This window comes from Glycocaulis albus (assembly GCF_014639075.1).
Taxonomy (GTDB): Bacteria; Pseudomonadota; Alphaproteobacteria; order Caulobacterales; family Maricaulaceae; genus Glycocaulis; species Glycocaulis albus.
Window position 1 is genome coordinate 275,724 of the sequence record NZ_BMFS01000002.1, and the last position, 15,223, is coordinate 290,946.

Consider the following 15,223-nt stretch of genomic DNA (forward strand, 5'->3'; position numbering starts at 1 on the left):
AGTCAAAGGAAGACGGTATGCGCCCGAATATCATATACGTCTGCAACAATGATGGATCGGACACCAGAGTTGTTAAAGAAGTGACCTCACTTTCCCGATGTTATGATGTACATTTTCTAGGGATCGGAAGCGGCGACAATTCGTTTGCACGGGATCTCGTAGCTACCTTTGTTCTTATTGCAGGATCGCATCGCTCGATGCTGGCGTTGCTCCAACTCGCTTTCAATGTTGTTAAATTACGCTTCAAAAAAAATATCTCAAGCATACATGTCGTAAATGAGCAAGTTCTTTTAGCTATACTCCCATCAATTGTTGGAAGTCGAGTTGTCTTAGATTTATTTGATTCGCTATTTCTTAAAATTAATGCAATCGGAGAAAAGCTATGGTTGCTTAAAAGGCTTTTATATGGGGCATCCACATATATTATCATAACTGATGAGCTTCGTCGCCAGTTGATGCCGGCATTCTCTATTTCGAAGACCCATGTAATACCCAACGCCCCATTTAAAGATAAGCATATGCCAGCCAAGACGTTTTCTAATGATGGCGTCACAATTGCTTATTTTGGCACCCTCTTGGAGCATAGGGGCACGTCCGTAATCAGAGAACTTCTTGAGCATCACCCTGATATCACTGCCCTCTGCGCAGGCTGGTCAGTCGATGAACCGTCCCAAGAACTTCAACGTCATCCGCGGGTTCGCTGGCTCGGTGTGATTCCTCAGCGTGAGGCAAATAGAATTATCGCGAAGGAGGCGGATTACATCTTGGCCATCTATCCGTCTGATAATTATAATAATAGGTTTGCTAGTCCAAATAAGATTTTTGATGCAATACATACAAGAACACCGTTAATATGCTCGGACCACATAAAGCTTTCTGAGTTCGTCCGAGAAAATAATCTTGGCCTTCTGGTGGGCTCGCCGGGAGATTTAAACTATAAGGAATTTGGAAAACTTCTGAAGTCTTATAAGGGCAAATTCGAAATGAATCCGTCGCTATTGGATCAATATTCATGGGACGCATTCGAACAGAAGCTTTTGGATCTTCACGCTCCCCCTACCGCCAGGCCTCAAGGCTAGGGATCACGCCGTAATAGCGCTCTGGCGTGATGGGCAGGAGGCCGGGTGTGACCGTGAATGCCGCGAGCCAGAACACGGTGCCGGGCGTAACGAATATCTGGTGCACGATATTGTCATAGCCGAGATAGCGGCTCGGGCTGACGCGGTAATGGCGCGTCACCTGCCGCCAGCCATCGGCCGGCAGGATCTGCGCCGGAGTGCCATGGCGCACCCCGTCCAGATACAGCGTGTTATGGCCGCCGGGAATGCCGCATCCCAGGCTGCCGGACTTGACCAGAACGTGGAAATTCAGCGTCAGCTCCGGCGGCAGGGGCAGTTGCGGCGTGGCAAAGGGCAGATAGTGCAAAACGCCGCCAATCGTGCGGGCGGTATTCGTGCCGCTGCCTGCGGTGATCTCCATGGCAAAGAATTCCACGCCATAGCGCCGGAACCCCTCTTCGCGCATGCGCGAGACCAGAGCATCCATATCCGCATGGAGCGGATCGCCCGGGCCGCCATAGGTGCTGTTATTATAGATGAATTTCGCCGCAGCCGCGATGCCCGCCCCGTTGGTGGGCACGATATAGTCAGGCGTCTCGAAACTGGTCGCAAGCGCGCTTTGCGGCTCCGGGCTGCCGGCAAACCGGCCGGCATCTTTCAGCAGGTTGAAGCTGTTGGCCAGCGGCGGGGTGTTCGGCAACGATACCGCGCCGCTGCCCGCCTCGATCACCAGCGCCTCATGCCAGTCTGCACCGTCGGCACTCACCTTGATATGGAAATCATCATCGCCCGTGGTGCCAAACTCGGCCCGTCCCGACCATTCGGTCTGGTAGAGCACGCTCGCGGTATCGCCCGGCGCGCTCTTGTTCAGCTTCAGCTGGATGCCGCCATTGCCCGGTGTCACATCGTCATGGCTCAGCAGCACGGCATCGGATTTCACCGCCAGCCGGTTGGTCCCGTCGGCGCTGGTATTCACCCCTACCATTGCGGCCGGATTGATGGCGGTGCCGGTAAAAGGGCTCCAGCCTTCGCCGTCAAAGACCAGCGCCGCGCCTTCATCAGCGATCCAGGCAATCCAGCCTGCCTGCGGGGCGAAAATCCTCCACGCCCCGTCCTGGAACGCGGCCACATGGCCGGCGGGCACGCCGGTCCACAGTCCACCTGCGCCCTCTGCCACGATATGGCGCTCTCCGGGCTGCGGGTCATCCGGGGGCACTGAAAGCTGGCGGCTGGCGACACTCAGCTGCACCAGCGCATCGAGCACCAGAAGCGCGTCATTGTGCGTCACATGCTTTTGCGCCTGGGCAGGCATGATGAAGGGCAGGCTCAGATTGGAAGTGGAGGTCACGGGCGGGGCGGTCCCTGTCTGTGGTTCGACAAGCCGTCATTTTCGCCGCAAATGCGCCCCTGCCGGATTGATTTGGCGGATTTTTTGAATCTGCGGGCGATTTTCGCCCTCCAGACACTGGACAGGTGGCATTCTGTCCGCAAGAACGCTGGCAAGGGGCCGGTTTCGCACCGGATACGGCGTCATTCAGGCCCGAATGCTAACAATTGGCCCTTCGCTTACCACAAATCACCCCTGTTCATGCCCTCGAACGCCCCTGTTCATATCCCGATCCGCGCCGAGACAGCCCCCGTCAGGACACCCCCGTGAAGCAGCTACTCCAGTCCCTGAAAACCGGCGCCACCGAGGTTGCCGACGTGCCTGCACCACGTCCCGGACAGGGCCAGGTGCTGGTGGAAACCTCGCGCACGCTGGTCTCCGCCGGGACCGAACGCATGCTGGTCGAATTCGGCAAGAGCAATCTGATCGACAAGGCCCGCCAGCAGCCGGACAAGGTGAAAATGGTGCTGGAGAAGGTGCGCACGGACGGCCTCGCGGCCACGCTCGACGCCGTTCGCTCCAAGCTCGATCAGCCTCTGGCGCTGGGCTACTGCAATGTCGGCAGGGTGATGGAAAGCCGGGCTGAGGGTTTTGCGACCGGCGACCGGGTAGTCTCCAACGGTCAGCACGCCGGCATCGTCGCCGTACCGCAGAATCTGTGCGCGCGCATCCCCGCCAGTGTCACCGACGACAGTGCCGCCTTCACCGTGCTGGCCGCAATCGGCCTGCAGGGCATACGCCTGGCTGCGCCGACGCTGGGCGAATGCGTGGTGGTCACAGGCCTCGGCCTGATCGGCCTTCTCACGGTGCAAATGCTTCGCGCCCAGGGCTGCCGTGTCATGGGCATTGATTTCGATCCGGCCCGTCTTGAACTCGCCCGCCAGTTCGGTGCGGAGACCGTCAACCCGGGAGCCGGCGAAGACGTGCTGGCGCGCGCGGCAGCCTTTTCGCGCGGGCGCGGCGTCGATGCAGTTCTGATCACCGCGTCCACCAAAAGCAATGAGCCGGTATCCCAGGCCGCCCGCATGTGCCGCAAGCGCGGACGGATCGTGCTTGTCGGCGTGACCGGGCTGGAGCTCAGCCGGGCCGATTTCTACGAGAAGGAACTGAGCTTCCAGGTCTCCTGCTCCTATGGGCCCGGCCGCTACGATCCGGCCTATGAGGAAGGCGGCCAGGATTATCCTGTCGGCTTCGTGCGCTGGACCGAGCAACGCAATTTCGAAGCCGTTCTGGACATGATGGCCGCAGGCAGCATCGATACGGCTCCGCTAATCTCGCACCGCTTTGATATTGATGACGGCGCGAAGGCGATGAGCCTTCTGACCTCTGATGAGCCGTCGCTGGGCATTTTGCTTCACTATCCGGTTCCGGCGGACAAGGCCGATGCGCGCGCTGCGCGCCGGGTAGAACTGTCCCCGGCAATGCCTGCCGGACCGCGCCCCGGATCGGGCGGACGCATCGGCGTGCTGGGTGCGGGCAATTATGCCAGCCGCGTCCTGATCCCTGCCTTCAAGGCGGCCGGCGCAGAGCTCCACTCGCTCGCCAGCGCCGGCGGCGTCAGCGCCGTGCATTTCGGCCGCAAGTTCGGCTTCCGCAATGCGGTCACGGACGCGGACGAGATATTCGGCGACCCGCAGATCGGTACGGTCGTGATCGCCACACGCCATGACGCTCACGCCCGGCAGGTGCTGGCCGCCTTGCGCGCGGGCAAGCATGTCTTCTGCGAGAAGCCGCTCTGTCTGACGCTGGACGAACTGGCAGAGATCGAGGCGGAGGCCGCCGCCCGGCCCGGCCAGCACTTCATGGTCGGCTTCAACCGCCGGTTTGCGCCGCATACGGTAAAGATGAAGGCGCTTCTGGACACGATCACCGAGCCGAAAAGCTTCATCATCACGGTGAATGCGGGCGACATCCCGCCAGATCACTGGATCCAGGATCCCGCTGTGGGCGGCGGACGCATTCTCGGCGAGGCCTGCCACTTCATCGATCTGGCACGCCACCTCGCCGGCCACCCGATCGTCTCGTCCAGTGCGATCAGCCTTGGCGCCCACCCCGGCCAGCCGGTCAGTAGCGACAAGACCAGCATCACGCTTCAATTTGCCGACGGTTCGGTTGCCGCGATCCACTATCTGGCCAACGGCCACAAGAGCTTCCCCAAGGAGCGTATCGAAGCCTTCGCCGCCGGGCGCGTCCTGCAGCTCGACAATTTCCGGACACTCAGAGGCTGGGGCTGGAACGGCTTCTCCAGGCTGGGCAGCACGCGGCAGGACAAGGGCGTCTCGGGCGCTATCGAAACATTCCTGCGGCAGATATCACATGACTCGGCAGCCGCCATTCCCGCTGCCGAACTGTTTGAGAGCAGCCGCGTCTCGATCGAACTCGCGGGGAGCTTGCCGGAATGAGCGTCGTGGCGTGGATGGACCGGACCTTTTATCCCGGCTATGCCCGCAACTGGGATGACGCTCTGTTTCGAGAACGTATCCTGGCCGCCATGCCTGAAAGCGCTGAAATTCTCGACGTCGGCGCGGGGGCCGGGATCGTCGAGATGATGAATTTCAAGGGCATCGCCAGACACGTATGCGGTGTGGATCTCGACCCCCGTGTCGAGCAGAATCCTTACCTTGATGAGGGGCGTCAAGCGGACGCCGGTAACATCCCCTACCCCGAGAACCGCTTTGACCTGGTGTTCGCCGACAATGTCATGGAACACTTGGAACACCCGGAGGAGGTGTTCCGGGAGATTTGCCGTGTCCTCAAGCCGGGCGGACAATTGCTGTTCAAGACTCCTAACCGCAATCACTACATGCCGTTAATCGCCCGCGCGACGCCTCACGCCTTTCATCAGTGGGTCAATCGAAGGCGGGGCCGCGCAGAGGAGGACACCTTCCCGACCCGCTACCGGGCAAATTCGCGCGCGCAAATCCAGCGTCTGGCGCAGGCCACTGGATTTCGGGTTGAACGTATAGAACTTGTCGAAGGCAGGCCTGAATATCTGCGAATGTTCCCGCTGACCTATGCGGCTGGCACCCTGTATGAACGTCTGGTCAATGCCACGGCATTGTTCTCGCGATTTCGAATTCTTCTAATTGCCACCCTTTTAAAAGCGCAGCCGGGCTAATCTGTGACGGTTCTGGAAAACACCACAGCAGCAACCCGCCGGGTCTCCTGAGGCTAAGGGGCATCCTCACGTTAAAGACAACGCTCCCGGTTCAGCCTGAAAGTCCTTGATCATCATGCCTGAAACACTGCCCAGCATCGCGCGTTACAACGCCCATTTGCGGATCACCGCAGACTGGCTCTTGCAGTCCATACAGCATGGAAAGGGCGGTTCTTCGGCGCATTACTCCCATCTTCGCGGATGGTCTGCGCCCTACCCGGAAACAACCGGCTACATCATTCCCACCCTTATCGACGCCTCGGCGCCACTGGACGACCCGTCCCTGCACACCAGCGCCATCACGCTGGGCGAATGGCTGCTGGACCTCCAGGATGCAGCCGGCTGGTGGCCGGGCGGGCTGCTGAAGCCGGGCAGCGCACGGCAACCCAGCGTATTCAACACTGCGCAGATACTGGACGGGATGACCGCGCTGGCGCGCAATACAGGCGAGGCACGCTGGCGGGATGCTGCCGCACGCGGGGCGAGCTGGCTGGCCCGAAACCTCGGCGCCGACGGGTGCTGGCAGATCGGCAATTACCGCGAAGGCGTAAACCCCAGCTATTATGCGCAGGTTGCCTGGCCCATGCTGCAGGTATGGCAACTCTCCGGCGATGACCTTGTACACGAAGCTGCAATCCGGGTTCTGGACCGGATCATCGCCCGGCGTGTATCAAACGGCGTGATCGCAGGCTGGGGCTTTGACGAAGACAGGCCCGCACCCACCCATACTATCGCCTATACCCTGCGCGGCTTGATCGAAAGCGCCCTGCTGCTGGACAGATGGGACACTTATGGGGAGCCATGCATGGCAGCGCTGGAAAAGCTGAGCCGTAAGAGCCAGATCGCTGATGGAAGACTGCCGGGCGCGTACCGGGAGGACTGGAGCGCTGTCTCCTGGTACTCCTGCCTGACAGGCAATGTGCAGACAGCACTTTGCCTTCTGAGGGTGGAACAGCGTGAACGCGATCTCAGGCTGGTCAACAGCGCTGCCCGGTTGGTTGATCATGTCTGCTCGCATCAGCAAACAGGTTCCAGGCCGGCCGCAACGCGCGGCGCGGTCGCCGGGTCATCGCCGCCATGGGGCCGCTACATGTTCATGCGGTATCCGAACTGGGCCGCCAAGTACCATGCCGACGCCCTGATGATGCTCGCAGCGCGGCTGCAAGGCGAGGCAGACCGGTGAAACCCATCGTCCTGACAGCCGGCTATGACAGGGCTCCGCACTCTGTGGCCATCGCAGAGGGGCTGCGCCGGCTAGGCACGCCGCCAGACCTGATACTTATCGCCTATCCGTTTTCGCTGACGCGGATACGCGCGATCATCCGCAGCCGGGGACTTGGCACGGTTTTGAATTACACAAGCGGGAAAGGCGCGAAAAGCCCAGGCAAGGACCCGCACTCTTCCCCTTTGCGCGAATATCTCACCGGTACAGGGCTGGCGGAGCAAAGCTCGCTGAAACGCTGGGCCACGCAATGGAATGTGCGCTGTACCAGCGTGGGCGACATCAATTCTCACGCTGCGGCGAGGATCGTTTCGCGGCTGGGCCCCTGCATAACGGGGTACACCGGCGGCGGCATTCTCCGGCGCCGCTTTCTGGACGCTGCCGGACACTACGTCCTGAATGCGCACTCCGGCCCGCTGCCCGCAATTCGCGGCATGAATGCCTGCGAATGGAGTCTCCTCCTCGAACAACCGGTCTCGGTCACACTTCACCATATCGATGAAGGTATTGATACCGGCCCTGAACTGGAGCGCATCGCCGTTGAGGCGCGGACCGGCGACACAGTCGACGCATTGAGGGAGCGCTGCGTCGTGGCGGGCATTGATGCCATGGTCCGCCATCTCCATGCTGCCGCCACCGGCGCAGCTGCAACGCCATACTCCAGGCCCGGACCGTCTGGCCGTCAGTGCTTCGTGATGGCCCCGGCCTTGCGCGAGCTTCTGGAACAACGCCTGCCAGCGCTGATCACAAGACAGCAAAAGATGGCGCAACAGGCATGATCTCCGGCCGCTTCCCGCGAACGATCCGGTATACGCCGGCAAGACAGCTGGCGCACCGCGCCATGCTAATGACAAAGAGGCGCGCGCTCAGCGCGCTTGCCAGGAACATCCCCGCCCTCAAAACGCCGCCTCACAAGAAAGCACCGCCCCTCGCTGGCGACCTGCCGGCCCCCTTCCTGTCAGGCGCGCACGGCACGGTCAGCGTCAAGAACGGGCAGTACACATTCAATTTCCTCAATTCACCCCGGCGGTTCACCCTGCCCGTCGACTGGCATCGCGAAGACCTCAACACAGGCACCCGGCTGTGGAAGCTCAATCTCCACTATTTCGACTATCTGCATCAGCTCGAGAATGCGGACTTTGAGGCGCTGGTTTCAGACTGGATTGCGCAAAACCGCCCCTTCAAACCGGGATACTGGCTCGATAGCTGGAACAGCTACGCCATGTCGATCAGGCTGGTCGCGTGGATGGGCGAGTATCAGCGGAGGCAGGCACATCTGGGCTACGCATTTGCCGAACGGATGATCGCCTCGATCGCCGAGCAGGCCCGCTTTCTCCAGGCCAATCTCGAAGAAGACATTGGCGGCAATCACCTCATCAAGAACATCCGCGCGCTCTACTGGTGCGGCCGGTTCTTTGCCGGCGAGACCGGCTGCAAGGCCACCCGCACGGCGAACAGGCTGCTTGCGCGCGAGCTGGACCGGCAGATCCTGCCCGATGGGTTCCATTTCGAGCTTTCGCCCGCCTATCATTGTCAGGTCCTGGCAGACCTTCTGGATTGTTGGCGGCTGATGGCGCCAGGCAGCTTGCGTGCGAAGCTGGAGAGCAAGCTCGTCCTCATGGCGCAGATTGCGTCCGACTTCACGCACCCTGACGGACTGATATCGCTGTTTAACGATGGCGGCCTGCACATGACTGTGTCCTGCGGCGCGTTGAAAGACGCCTATGAGACGCTGCTGGGGCCCTGGCCACAGGCACTGTCCGGGAGCCAGTACCGCGCTGCCGGCTTTTTCCTGAAACGCACCTCCAAACTGTTCCTTGCCTACGACGCGGGCAGGTTGGGTCCCGACGGATTACCGGCCCACGCACATGGCGATGTCTTCTCATTCGAACTGTCATTGGGACAGCAGAGGATGATCGTCGATACCGGCGTCTTTGAATACAATGCCGGAGCCCGGCGGGCGCACTCGCGCGCCACTGTGGCGCACAACACCCTGACGCTCGACGATCACGACCAGGGCGAATTCTGGTCCGCATTCCGGCTGGGCCGGCGCCCCGGCGTGATTGTCAATTCTGCCTGCATCACCGCCGGCAACTGGATGGTTGACGCCCGGCACGACGGCTACGCCCACCTGGATGGTTCGCCGGTCCATCGCCGTGTGATCACGATCAGCGATGATGAGACGATCAGCATTCAGGACGCAATTGCCGGCGGGCGCGGGCAACGGGCTGTCGCACGTCTCCTCCTTCACCCTTCGGTGGAGATTGTGCGTGACGACAGGGACCATATCCTCCTGCGTTCGGGTGAGGCACGGCTGCGGCTGGAAGCGGAATCCGCCCGGGTCAGCGTGGTGGAGCGCCCTTGGTGGCCCGATTTCGGCTGTGAGGTCATGACCCGTCAACTGGTGCTCGATTACGGCACCGCACCTGGAGAATGGAGCTTCCAGCTACACCTTGAAACTGCCGCGTCACACTCGAACACCTCATGACCGGACGGCAGAGGCCATGCACATCCTGTTTCTGACCGACAACTTCCCGCCCGAGGTCAACGCGCCCGCCAGCCGCACCTTCGAGCACGCCCGCGAATGGGTACGGCTGGGGGCGAAGGTCACCATCATCACCTGCGCGCCGAACTTCCCGAAAGGCAAGGTCTTTCCCGGCTATCGCAACCGTCTGCACAGCCGTGAGGAGATGGACGGCATCACCGTTATCCGCGTCTGGACCTACATCACCGCCAATGAAGGCCTTTACAGGCGCACGCTTGATTACGTGAGCTTCATGGTGTCGGCCTTCATCGCCTCTTTCGGCGTGCGCAAGGTGGACATCGTCATCGGCACCTCGCCGCAGTTTTTCACCGCCATGTGCGCCTTCATGATCGGCCTCTTCCGGCGGCGCCCCTGGATATTCGAACTGCGCGACATCTGGCCGGCGTCAATCAAGGCCGTCGGCGCGGTCCGTGACGGACCGGTTCTTGTCACGCTTGAGGCGATCGAGCTGTTTCTCTACCGGCGCGCCACCCGTATCGTGGCCGTTACCCAGGCATTCAGGACGGAGCTGGCCAGGCGCGGTATCGCGCCGGAGAAGGTTGATGTCGTCACCAATGGCGCAGACCTGACGCGCTTCGCCCCGATCCCCCGTCCTGCCGCCCTGTCGCGGGAGCTGGGGCTGGAAGGGTGCTTCGTCGCCGGCTATGTCGGCACGCACGGCCTGGCCCACGGGCTGGAAACACTGCTGGAGGCCGCCAGCCTGCTGCAGGCACGCGAAGACGGCGCACACATTCGCATCCTGCTTCTGGGCGATGGCGCGAGGAAACCTGCCCTGCGCAAGCTCGCCAGCGAGCGCGGGCTCAAAAACGTGATCTTTGTCGACAGTGTTTCGAAAGCAGAAGTACCGCAATACTGGGCATTACTGGATGTGTCGATCATCCATCTCCGGCGCGATCCGTTGTTTGCAGGCGTAATTCCGTCAAAGCTTTTCGAGTGCATGGCGATGGGCCTGCCGGTGCTTCACGGTGTAGAAGGAGAGTCTGCCAGCATCGTGCAATGCGAAGGTGTCGGGCAAACCTTTGCTCCTGAAAATGCCGCAGAGCTCGCCGCTCGCCTGACGCACCTCGCCGGTGCTCCTGAGACCCTGGCCACATATCGCGAGAAATGCCTGGCCGCTGCGCCACGTTACGACCGGAAGACGCTCGCCGGTGCCATGCTGGACATTATCCGGCAGACAGCCCGCACCCCCTGAATGCGCCTCCGGAAGCGGCCGATTGCTTAACAAAGCGTTACGCAATTGCAACAATCGGAGCGTAAAGTATGGATTATCGGCGTGTTTTGGTCCGGCGGGCCTGATTGGCGTTGCGGTGCCCACGCTTCAACTGGCACCGTGCGGCGGGACGTTGGCAGGACTGATGGCGGGTATGGACAATCGCGGCACTCTTCTGGGGAGAGATGCAGAGGCCTTGCTGGTACTCAAGCAGGGGTCTGGCGCAGCCATGCCCGAAAAGTTCGGCCGCCTGCCCCCTCACGCGCCGGGAAGCATTCGTCCGGGCGACCAGACGGGCGGTATGGCCAAGCGTCTCTTTGATATTGCTGTTGCCGGATCAGCCCTCGTCTTCATGCTGCCACTGCTTCTGGCCACGGCTCTGCTCGTAAAGCTGACGAGCCGCGGGCCCGTCCTGTTCTGGTCGGCGCGCGATAACGGACAAGGCGCCACGTTCGCCATGCCGAAATTCCGCACGATGCGGGCCGGATCCCCGCTACAGCCGCGCGAACAGTTTGCCAATGCCGCCTCCAGCATGACCCCTCCTGGCCAGTTTCTGCGCCGGACCAGCCTTGATGAACTGCCCCAGCTGATCCCTGTGCTGACCGGCAGGATGAGCCTGATCGGACCGCGTCCGCTACTGCCGAGCGACCCGGCCGTTTACCAGCGCAGGCTGATCGCCAACGGCAAGCTTTCCCGTCCGGGTCTGACCGGACTCGCCCAGATCAGCGGGCGCAATAATCTCACCGCGCGCCGCAAAGCGCGCTACGACCAGTTCTACACCGATCACTGGTCGTGGAGCCTCGATATGTGGATCCTCTGGCGTACCGCAAAGGTCGTCATCTCGCGCGCCGGCGTGCTTTAGCGCGTTGCCGCAATCCCGGCAAAAAGGGAGAGTCTGGTGGGTGGTGACGGGGTCGAACCGCCGACCTACTCGGTGTAAACGAGTTGCTCTACCAGCTGAGCTAACCACCCTTCCAGAAGCCGCTGTTTAGCGCTGCTTGCGCGCGCGGGCAATCACCGCGCTGCCATCAAAGGCAGACCCGCCCGCACTGCGCGATCAGCTGGCGCGCGCGGCAGGCTCAAGCCGGTCTGACCCGTACGATCCGAACGAGTGCACAGATACCGCATGGCGGCTGAGCGTAGTGAGCGCACGCGCGACATTGGGGTGTTCTTCATGCCCTTCGAGGTCGAGAAAGAACATTTGCTGCCAGGGCTTTCCGGCAATCGGACGGCTCTCCAGCTTGGTGAGGTTCACCCCCTCCTTGCGGAAACCGTCAAGCGCACTGACGAGCGAGCCGGCCGCGTCCGATGTCACAATCACCAGCGATGTCTTGCACGGCAGGAGCGGTGAGGCCGGTTCAGGGTCGATCGCCAGTGCAACAAAGCGCGTGTAATTCTCCGGGTGATCGGAGGCATGTGAATCGATCACATTCAGTCCAAACAGGCGCGCTGCATCCCGTCCCGCAACGGCGGCAATGTCCGGCTTACCCGTCAGTGCCTCGTTCAGCGCCTCGGTGGAAGAGCTGACCGCGCGGGTCTTCAGTTCAGGATGACGGGCAAAGAAGCGCTGGGACTGGCGCAGCGCCTGGGGATGGCCGAGCACGGTTCGCACCGTGCCCAGATCATGCGCCTTGCCGACAATGCAGTGCTCGACCTTGTAATGGTGTTCACCGGCAATCTTCAGCCTGGTGTCGCGTAAAAGGTCATAGACCTCCACAATGCCGCCGGTCGTGGTGTTCTCTATGGGGGCAAAGCCGTAATCGGCCTCACCCTTCTCCACCGCTTCAAAAATGCCGGCAAACTCACGCTGGATCACGGGCATCACGGCTGAATAGCGGCCTGCGAAATGGGCGTCGGCGGCAAACTGGCTATAGCTGCCTGGCCCGCCAAGATAGGCCACCTTCGCCTCGCTCAGGGTGGCGGTGCGCACGCGTGCATCCAGCCCCGCGCGCTGGCGGCGCAGTGAATCATCAATGATGAGCTGGAACAGTTTTTCGACGAAAGCCTCGTCCAGCCCCTCTTCACGGCCGAGGGCAACGGCCCGGTCCAGCACCGCGCGCTCACGCTCGACATCGCGCACCAGCGCACCATCACCGGCTTTCAGCGCGCCCAGCGCCTCGGCCAGCCGCCGCCTTTCAACGAGGGTCCGGACCAGATTGGCATCCGTCTGGTCTATCGCATTGCGAAGGCTTGTGCGCTCTTCGGTCCGGCTGTCGCTCTGTGTGGTCATGGCACCCTGCCCTCTTGTCCCTGAAATGAAAACGGCCCCGTCCGGTTTGGTGGAGGGGCCGTGAAATCCGTCTGGCTGCTTGTTCGCGCGCAGATTTCACCCGCCCCTGGTAAAGAGGCCGAAATAATAGCGGGTGGCAAAAATGCTGCGAGTGCTCATACGCCTACTGTGAGCAGGAAATCGGGTGGGGTCAACGGCCTATGGCAACAGGCTTGGCAATGCATCGTGCGCGTGAAACGCTGCGTCCTGGACAAGAGGAACGGGGAATTGAGATGATCAGAACCGCAATTTTGCTCGCAAGCTGTCTTTTGGCTGCTTGCGCGCCCGCCTCTGACGATGGCGATGGCAATGGTGCAACCCTCACCGCGGAGATCACGACATCGCTGGGCGTGATCAGTCTCGAGCTTTATCCGGATGCGGCGCCGGTATCGGTCGCCAACTTCGTTGAGCATGCGCAGGCCGGCCATTATGACGGCGGCTCCTTCTATCGTGCGGTTCGCCCCGACAATGACCGCCCCGGCATCGAGCCCATGCATCTCATCCAGGGCGGTTACGGATTTGACGGATTGCCGGAGGCAGACGGCATCGCCCACGAACCCACCGAACAAACCGGCCTGTCACATGTGCGCGGCGCCATCTCGATGGCGCGGTTTGATCCCGGCACCGCCACAACCGAGTTCTTTATCATGGTGGACGACTATCCGGACCTCGATTCAGGCCCCGGGCGGCGTAATCCCGACGAGGCGGGCTATGCCGTGTTCGGCCAGGTGATTGCAGGCATGGAGGTGGTCGAGGCGATCGCTGAGCAGGAGACGAGCCTGGAGGAAGCGCCAGAGGACTTCCAGTACCCGCAATTCATCGTAGAGCCGGTGCGGATTGAGAGCGTGCGGGTTGTGCATGCTAACGCGCGGGGACAACAATGAGCGCTGAAAACCAAAAAGCCGCATCCAGCTATGGAATAGCCGCAAGCGAAGTATCGGCGGATCGCCTTTATCAAAGTATCGACACCGATGGCTACGTTACTGTCCGGGACTTTTTCCCAGAAGACCGGGTGCTGAAGGCGCGCAATCAACTTCAGGCACTGTTCGACGCTGATCTCGAGGACAGGCAACGGGCTGAGCACAGCGCGCCCAAATACCCGCCGAACAACTCAACCCTGACCGACCTTATGCGGACGATCCGCTCACCATCAACAAAGTCGGAGCTGACGGCCAGGCTGATCGCAGACATTCTTGAAAACGAGCCGTTCGCCGAGATGATAAGGCGGGTTGTGGGCCCCAACTACCAGCTTCGCCAGGATCTCGTACGCATTTCGTCGGGCAAGAATGACGAGGTGGACACTTTCCAGATCCCGCACGGATGGCATCGCGATACGCTTGGCGCCTGCAATTTCGGGATTTTCTTTGACGACATGACCACCCCCGGTTCTGGCGGGACAGCCGTGATACCGGGTACTCAATGGGAGGCGTTCGCACCCCAGTGGGATTTTGCTCTATCGCCGACCGGCAACTTTACCAATGAATTCGGCCACTCACGCCGGTCGAAATACAAGCGCCTGCCAGACGACAAGACCAGACAACTACCTGCGAACAGCTCGCTGAAGGACATCTATCAGGCGAGACGGACCGAGATCATCGGCAAGCCCGGCGATGTGTATTTCTTTCTCAACGACGCCTGGCACGGGCGTTGGCCGAACACGACGGGCCGGCAGCTGATGACCATCCGGTTCACGCTCTACCCTTCCGAACTCGCTACCTTCCCGCCACGAATTTTTCCTGTGCCACGCAACTACCCGGAAATTCTGCGGCGTCATTATTCAGAGAGCCTACCCGACAACGCGCCCAACACCACCTTGATGCACCGATATGCCGGGCGGCGGCGCGGGCTGGGGCCACAAACGACTGCCTGGCTGGAGAAGCGTCACGCTGTCGCCGTACAGAAGCTGGAACAGGATGGCGGGGCCGGAGTTGTATCGTACACCACGGTCGCGGCTGATGACGGCCCCATCGACCTGGCGTTCGAGAAATGCGAACGGGCGCGGCTCCTTGCCCCCGGTGAGGCGGTCAAGCCGCTGCGGCAACTGGCCGGAATGATTGCAAATTCAATCAATGCCCGCTCCGATACCGCAACGCTGCCCGAACTGTACAAGGCGCTCATCGATGCCGCCGGGGCGCGTCCCGATGACACGGACGCGGTTTATTGTGAACGCATGTTCGAGAGTGCAATGGTCCGCATCGAGCGGCTCGACAACCTTTCCGACGAGGAAGTGTCAAAGCGGGACCCCGAAGCCTTGGCCATGGTGTTTATGATCGCCATCGAGGCGCTGAGGCAGGTTTATGCGAGAGGGCGGCGCGCACAAAGTCAGGCCGCAGACGGGAGCCCTGCCCCTAAGGCCAGGCCCCCATCTGAATAGC

12 protein-coding genes and 1 tRNA gene are annotated in these 15,223 nt (G+C 61.2%); 10 read left to right on the top strand and 3 right to left on the bottom strand.

Translation table 11 applies throughout. The features are described 5' to 3' along the window. Nucleotides 1-17 precede the first annotated feature (17 nt). Nucleotides 18-1,079: a glycosyltransferase family protein gene (locus tag IEV75_RS03630; RefSeq protein ID WP_188451181.1), complete on the top strand. Its 1,062-nt coding sequence runs from the start codon at nucleotides 18-20 to the stop codon at nucleotides 1,077-1,079. Here the strand turns inward: IEV75_RS03630 and IEV75_RS03635 are convergent. Then, on the bottom strand, nucleotides 1,057-2,406 hold the full coding sequence (locus IEV75_RS03635) for a DUF2793 domain-containing protein (RefSeq protein WP_188451182.1): 1,350 nt from the start codon (nucleotides 2,404-2,406) through the stop codon (nucleotides 1,057-1,059). The genes IEV75_RS03630 and IEV75_RS03635 overlap by 23 nt on opposite strands. Before the next feature lie 305 nt (nucleotides 2,407-2,711). Between IEV75_RS03635 and IEV75_RS03640 the strand changes: the two genes are divergently transcribed. The 7 genes from IEV75_RS03640 to IEV75_RS03670 all read left to right on the top strand — a co-directional run bounded on the left by IEV75_RS03640 (nucleotide 2,712) and on the right by IEV75_RS03670 (nucleotide 11,441). Continuing rightward, a complete protein-coding gene (locus tag IEV75_RS03640) occupies nucleotides 2,712-4,847 on the top strand; it encodes a bi-domain-containing oxidoreductase (RefSeq protein ID WP_188451183.1) in 2,136 nt (711 codons plus the stop codon). Further along, on the top strand, nucleotides 4,844-5,563 hold the full coding sequence (locus IEV75_RS03645) for a class I SAM-dependent methyltransferase (RefSeq protein WP_188451184.1): 720 nt from the start codon (nucleotides 4,844-4,846) through the stop codon (nucleotides 5,561-5,563). Before IEV75_RS03640 ends, IEV75_RS03645 begins: the two co-directional genes overlap by 4 nt. Nucleotides 5,564-5,678: 115 nt before the next feature. Then, the gene (locus tag IEV75_RS03650; RefSeq protein ID WP_188451185.1) at nucleotides 5,679-6,785 is read left to right on the top strand and encodes a prenyltransferase/squalene oxidase repeat-containing protein; all 1,107 of its coding nucleotides are present in this window, start codon (nucleotides 5,679-5,681) and stop codon (nucleotides 6,783-6,785) included. Next, nucleotides 6,782-7,603 (top strand): formyltransferase family protein, encoded by an 822-nt coding sequence (locus tag IEV75_RS03655; RefSeq protein ID WP_188451186.1) that lies wholly within the window; start codon nucleotides 6,782-6,784, stop codon nucleotides 7,601-7,603. The genes IEV75_RS03650 and IEV75_RS03655 overlap by 4 nt, the downstream gene beginning before the upstream one ends. A gap of 68 nt (nucleotides 7,604-7,671) precedes the next feature. Next, complete coding sequence (locus IEV75_RS03660; protein WP_188451187.1) at nucleotides 7,672-9,312, top strand: heparinase II/III family protein; 1,641 nt, start codon at nucleotides 7,672-7,674, stop codon at nucleotides 9,310-9,312. A 16-nt stretch (nucleotides 9,313-9,328) separates the two neighbouring features. Further along, entirely contained in the window at nucleotides 9,329-10,561 is a 1,233-nt protein-coding gene (locus IEV75_RS03665; RefSeq protein ID WP_188451188.1) for a glycosyltransferase family 4 protein, read from the top strand. A gap of 163 nt (nucleotides 10,562-10,724) precedes the next feature. Then, nucleotides 10,725-11,441: a sugar transferase gene (locus IEV75_RS03670; protein WP_188451189.1), complete on the top strand. Its 717-nt coding sequence runs from the start codon at nucleotides 10,725-10,727 to the stop codon at nucleotides 11,439-11,441. Nucleotides 11,442-11,475: 34 nt separating this feature from the next. Here IEV75_RS03670 and IEV75_RS03675 read toward each other — a convergent pair. Together IEV75_RS03675 and IEV75_RS03680 are read right to left on the bottom strand one after the other, a co-directional pair. Then, nucleotides 11,476-11,551 (bottom strand) — tRNA-Val (locus tag IEV75_RS03675). An 85-nt stretch (nucleotides 11,552-11,636) separates the two neighbouring features. After that, a complete protein-coding gene (locus IEV75_RS03680; RefSeq protein WP_188451190.1) occupies nucleotides 11,637-12,809 on the bottom strand; it encodes a bifunctional chorismate mutase/prephenate dehydratase in 1,173 nt (390 codons plus the stop codon). Between the two features lie 272 nt (nucleotides 12,810-13,081). Between IEV75_RS03680 and IEV75_RS03685 the strand changes: the two genes are divergently transcribed. Both IEV75_RS03685 and IEV75_RS03690 read left to right on the top strand, forming a co-directional pair. Further along, entirely contained in the window at nucleotides 13,082-13,732 is a 651-nt protein-coding gene (locus IEV75_RS03685; protein ID WP_188451191.1) for a peptidylprolyl isomerase, read from the top strand. Beyond that, a complete protein-coding gene (locus tag IEV75_RS03690; RefSeq protein ID WP_188451192.1) occupies nucleotides 13,729-15,222 on the top strand; it encodes a phytanoyl-CoA dioxygenase family protein in 1,494 nt (497 codons plus the stop codon). The genes IEV75_RS03685 and IEV75_RS03690 overlap by 4 nt, the downstream gene beginning before the upstream one ends. The last annotated feature ends 1 nt before the right edge of the window (nucleotide 15,223 follow it).

What these genes read in the sequence shown, in the direction of transcription:
- IEV75_RS03630 (WP_188451181.1), top strand. Translation starts at nt 18, where the DNA reads ATGCGCCCGAATATCATATACGTCTGCAACAATGATGGATCGGACACC.
- IEV75_RS03645 (WP_188451184.1), top strand. Translation starts at nt 4,844, where the DNA reads ATGAGCGTCGTGGCGTGGATGGACCGGACCTTTTATCCCGGCTATGCC.
- IEV75_RS03650 (WP_188451185.1), top strand. Translation starts at nt 5,679, where the DNA reads ATGCCTGAAACACTGCCCAGCATCGCGCGTTACAACGCCCATTTGCGG.
- IEV75_RS03660 (WP_188451187.1), top strand. Translation starts at nt 7,672, where the DNA reads ATGACAAAGAGGCGCGCGCTCAGCGCGCTTGCCAGGAACATCCCCGCC.
- IEV75_RS03665 (WP_188451188.1), top strand. Translation starts at nt 9,329, where the DNA reads ATGCACATCCTGTTTCTGACCGACAACTTCCCGCCCGAGGTCAACGCG.
- IEV75_RS03670 (WP_188451189.1), top strand. Translation starts at nt 10,725, where the DNA reads ATGGCGGGTATGGACAATCGCGGCACTCTTCTGGGGAGAGATGCAGAG.
- IEV75_RS03680 (WP_188451190.1), bottom strand. Translation starts at nt 12,809, where the DNA reads ATGACCACACAGAGCGACAGCCGGACCGAAGAGCGCACAAGCCTTCGC.
- IEV75_RS03685 (WP_188451191.1), top strand. Translation starts at nt 13,082, where the DNA reads ATGATCAGAACCGCAATTTTGCTCGCAAGCTGTCTTTTGGCTGCTTGC.
- IEV75_RS03690 (WP_188451192.1), top strand. Translation starts at nt 13,729, where the DNA reads ATGAGCGCTGAAAACCAAAAAGCCGCATCCAGCTATGGAATAGCCGCA.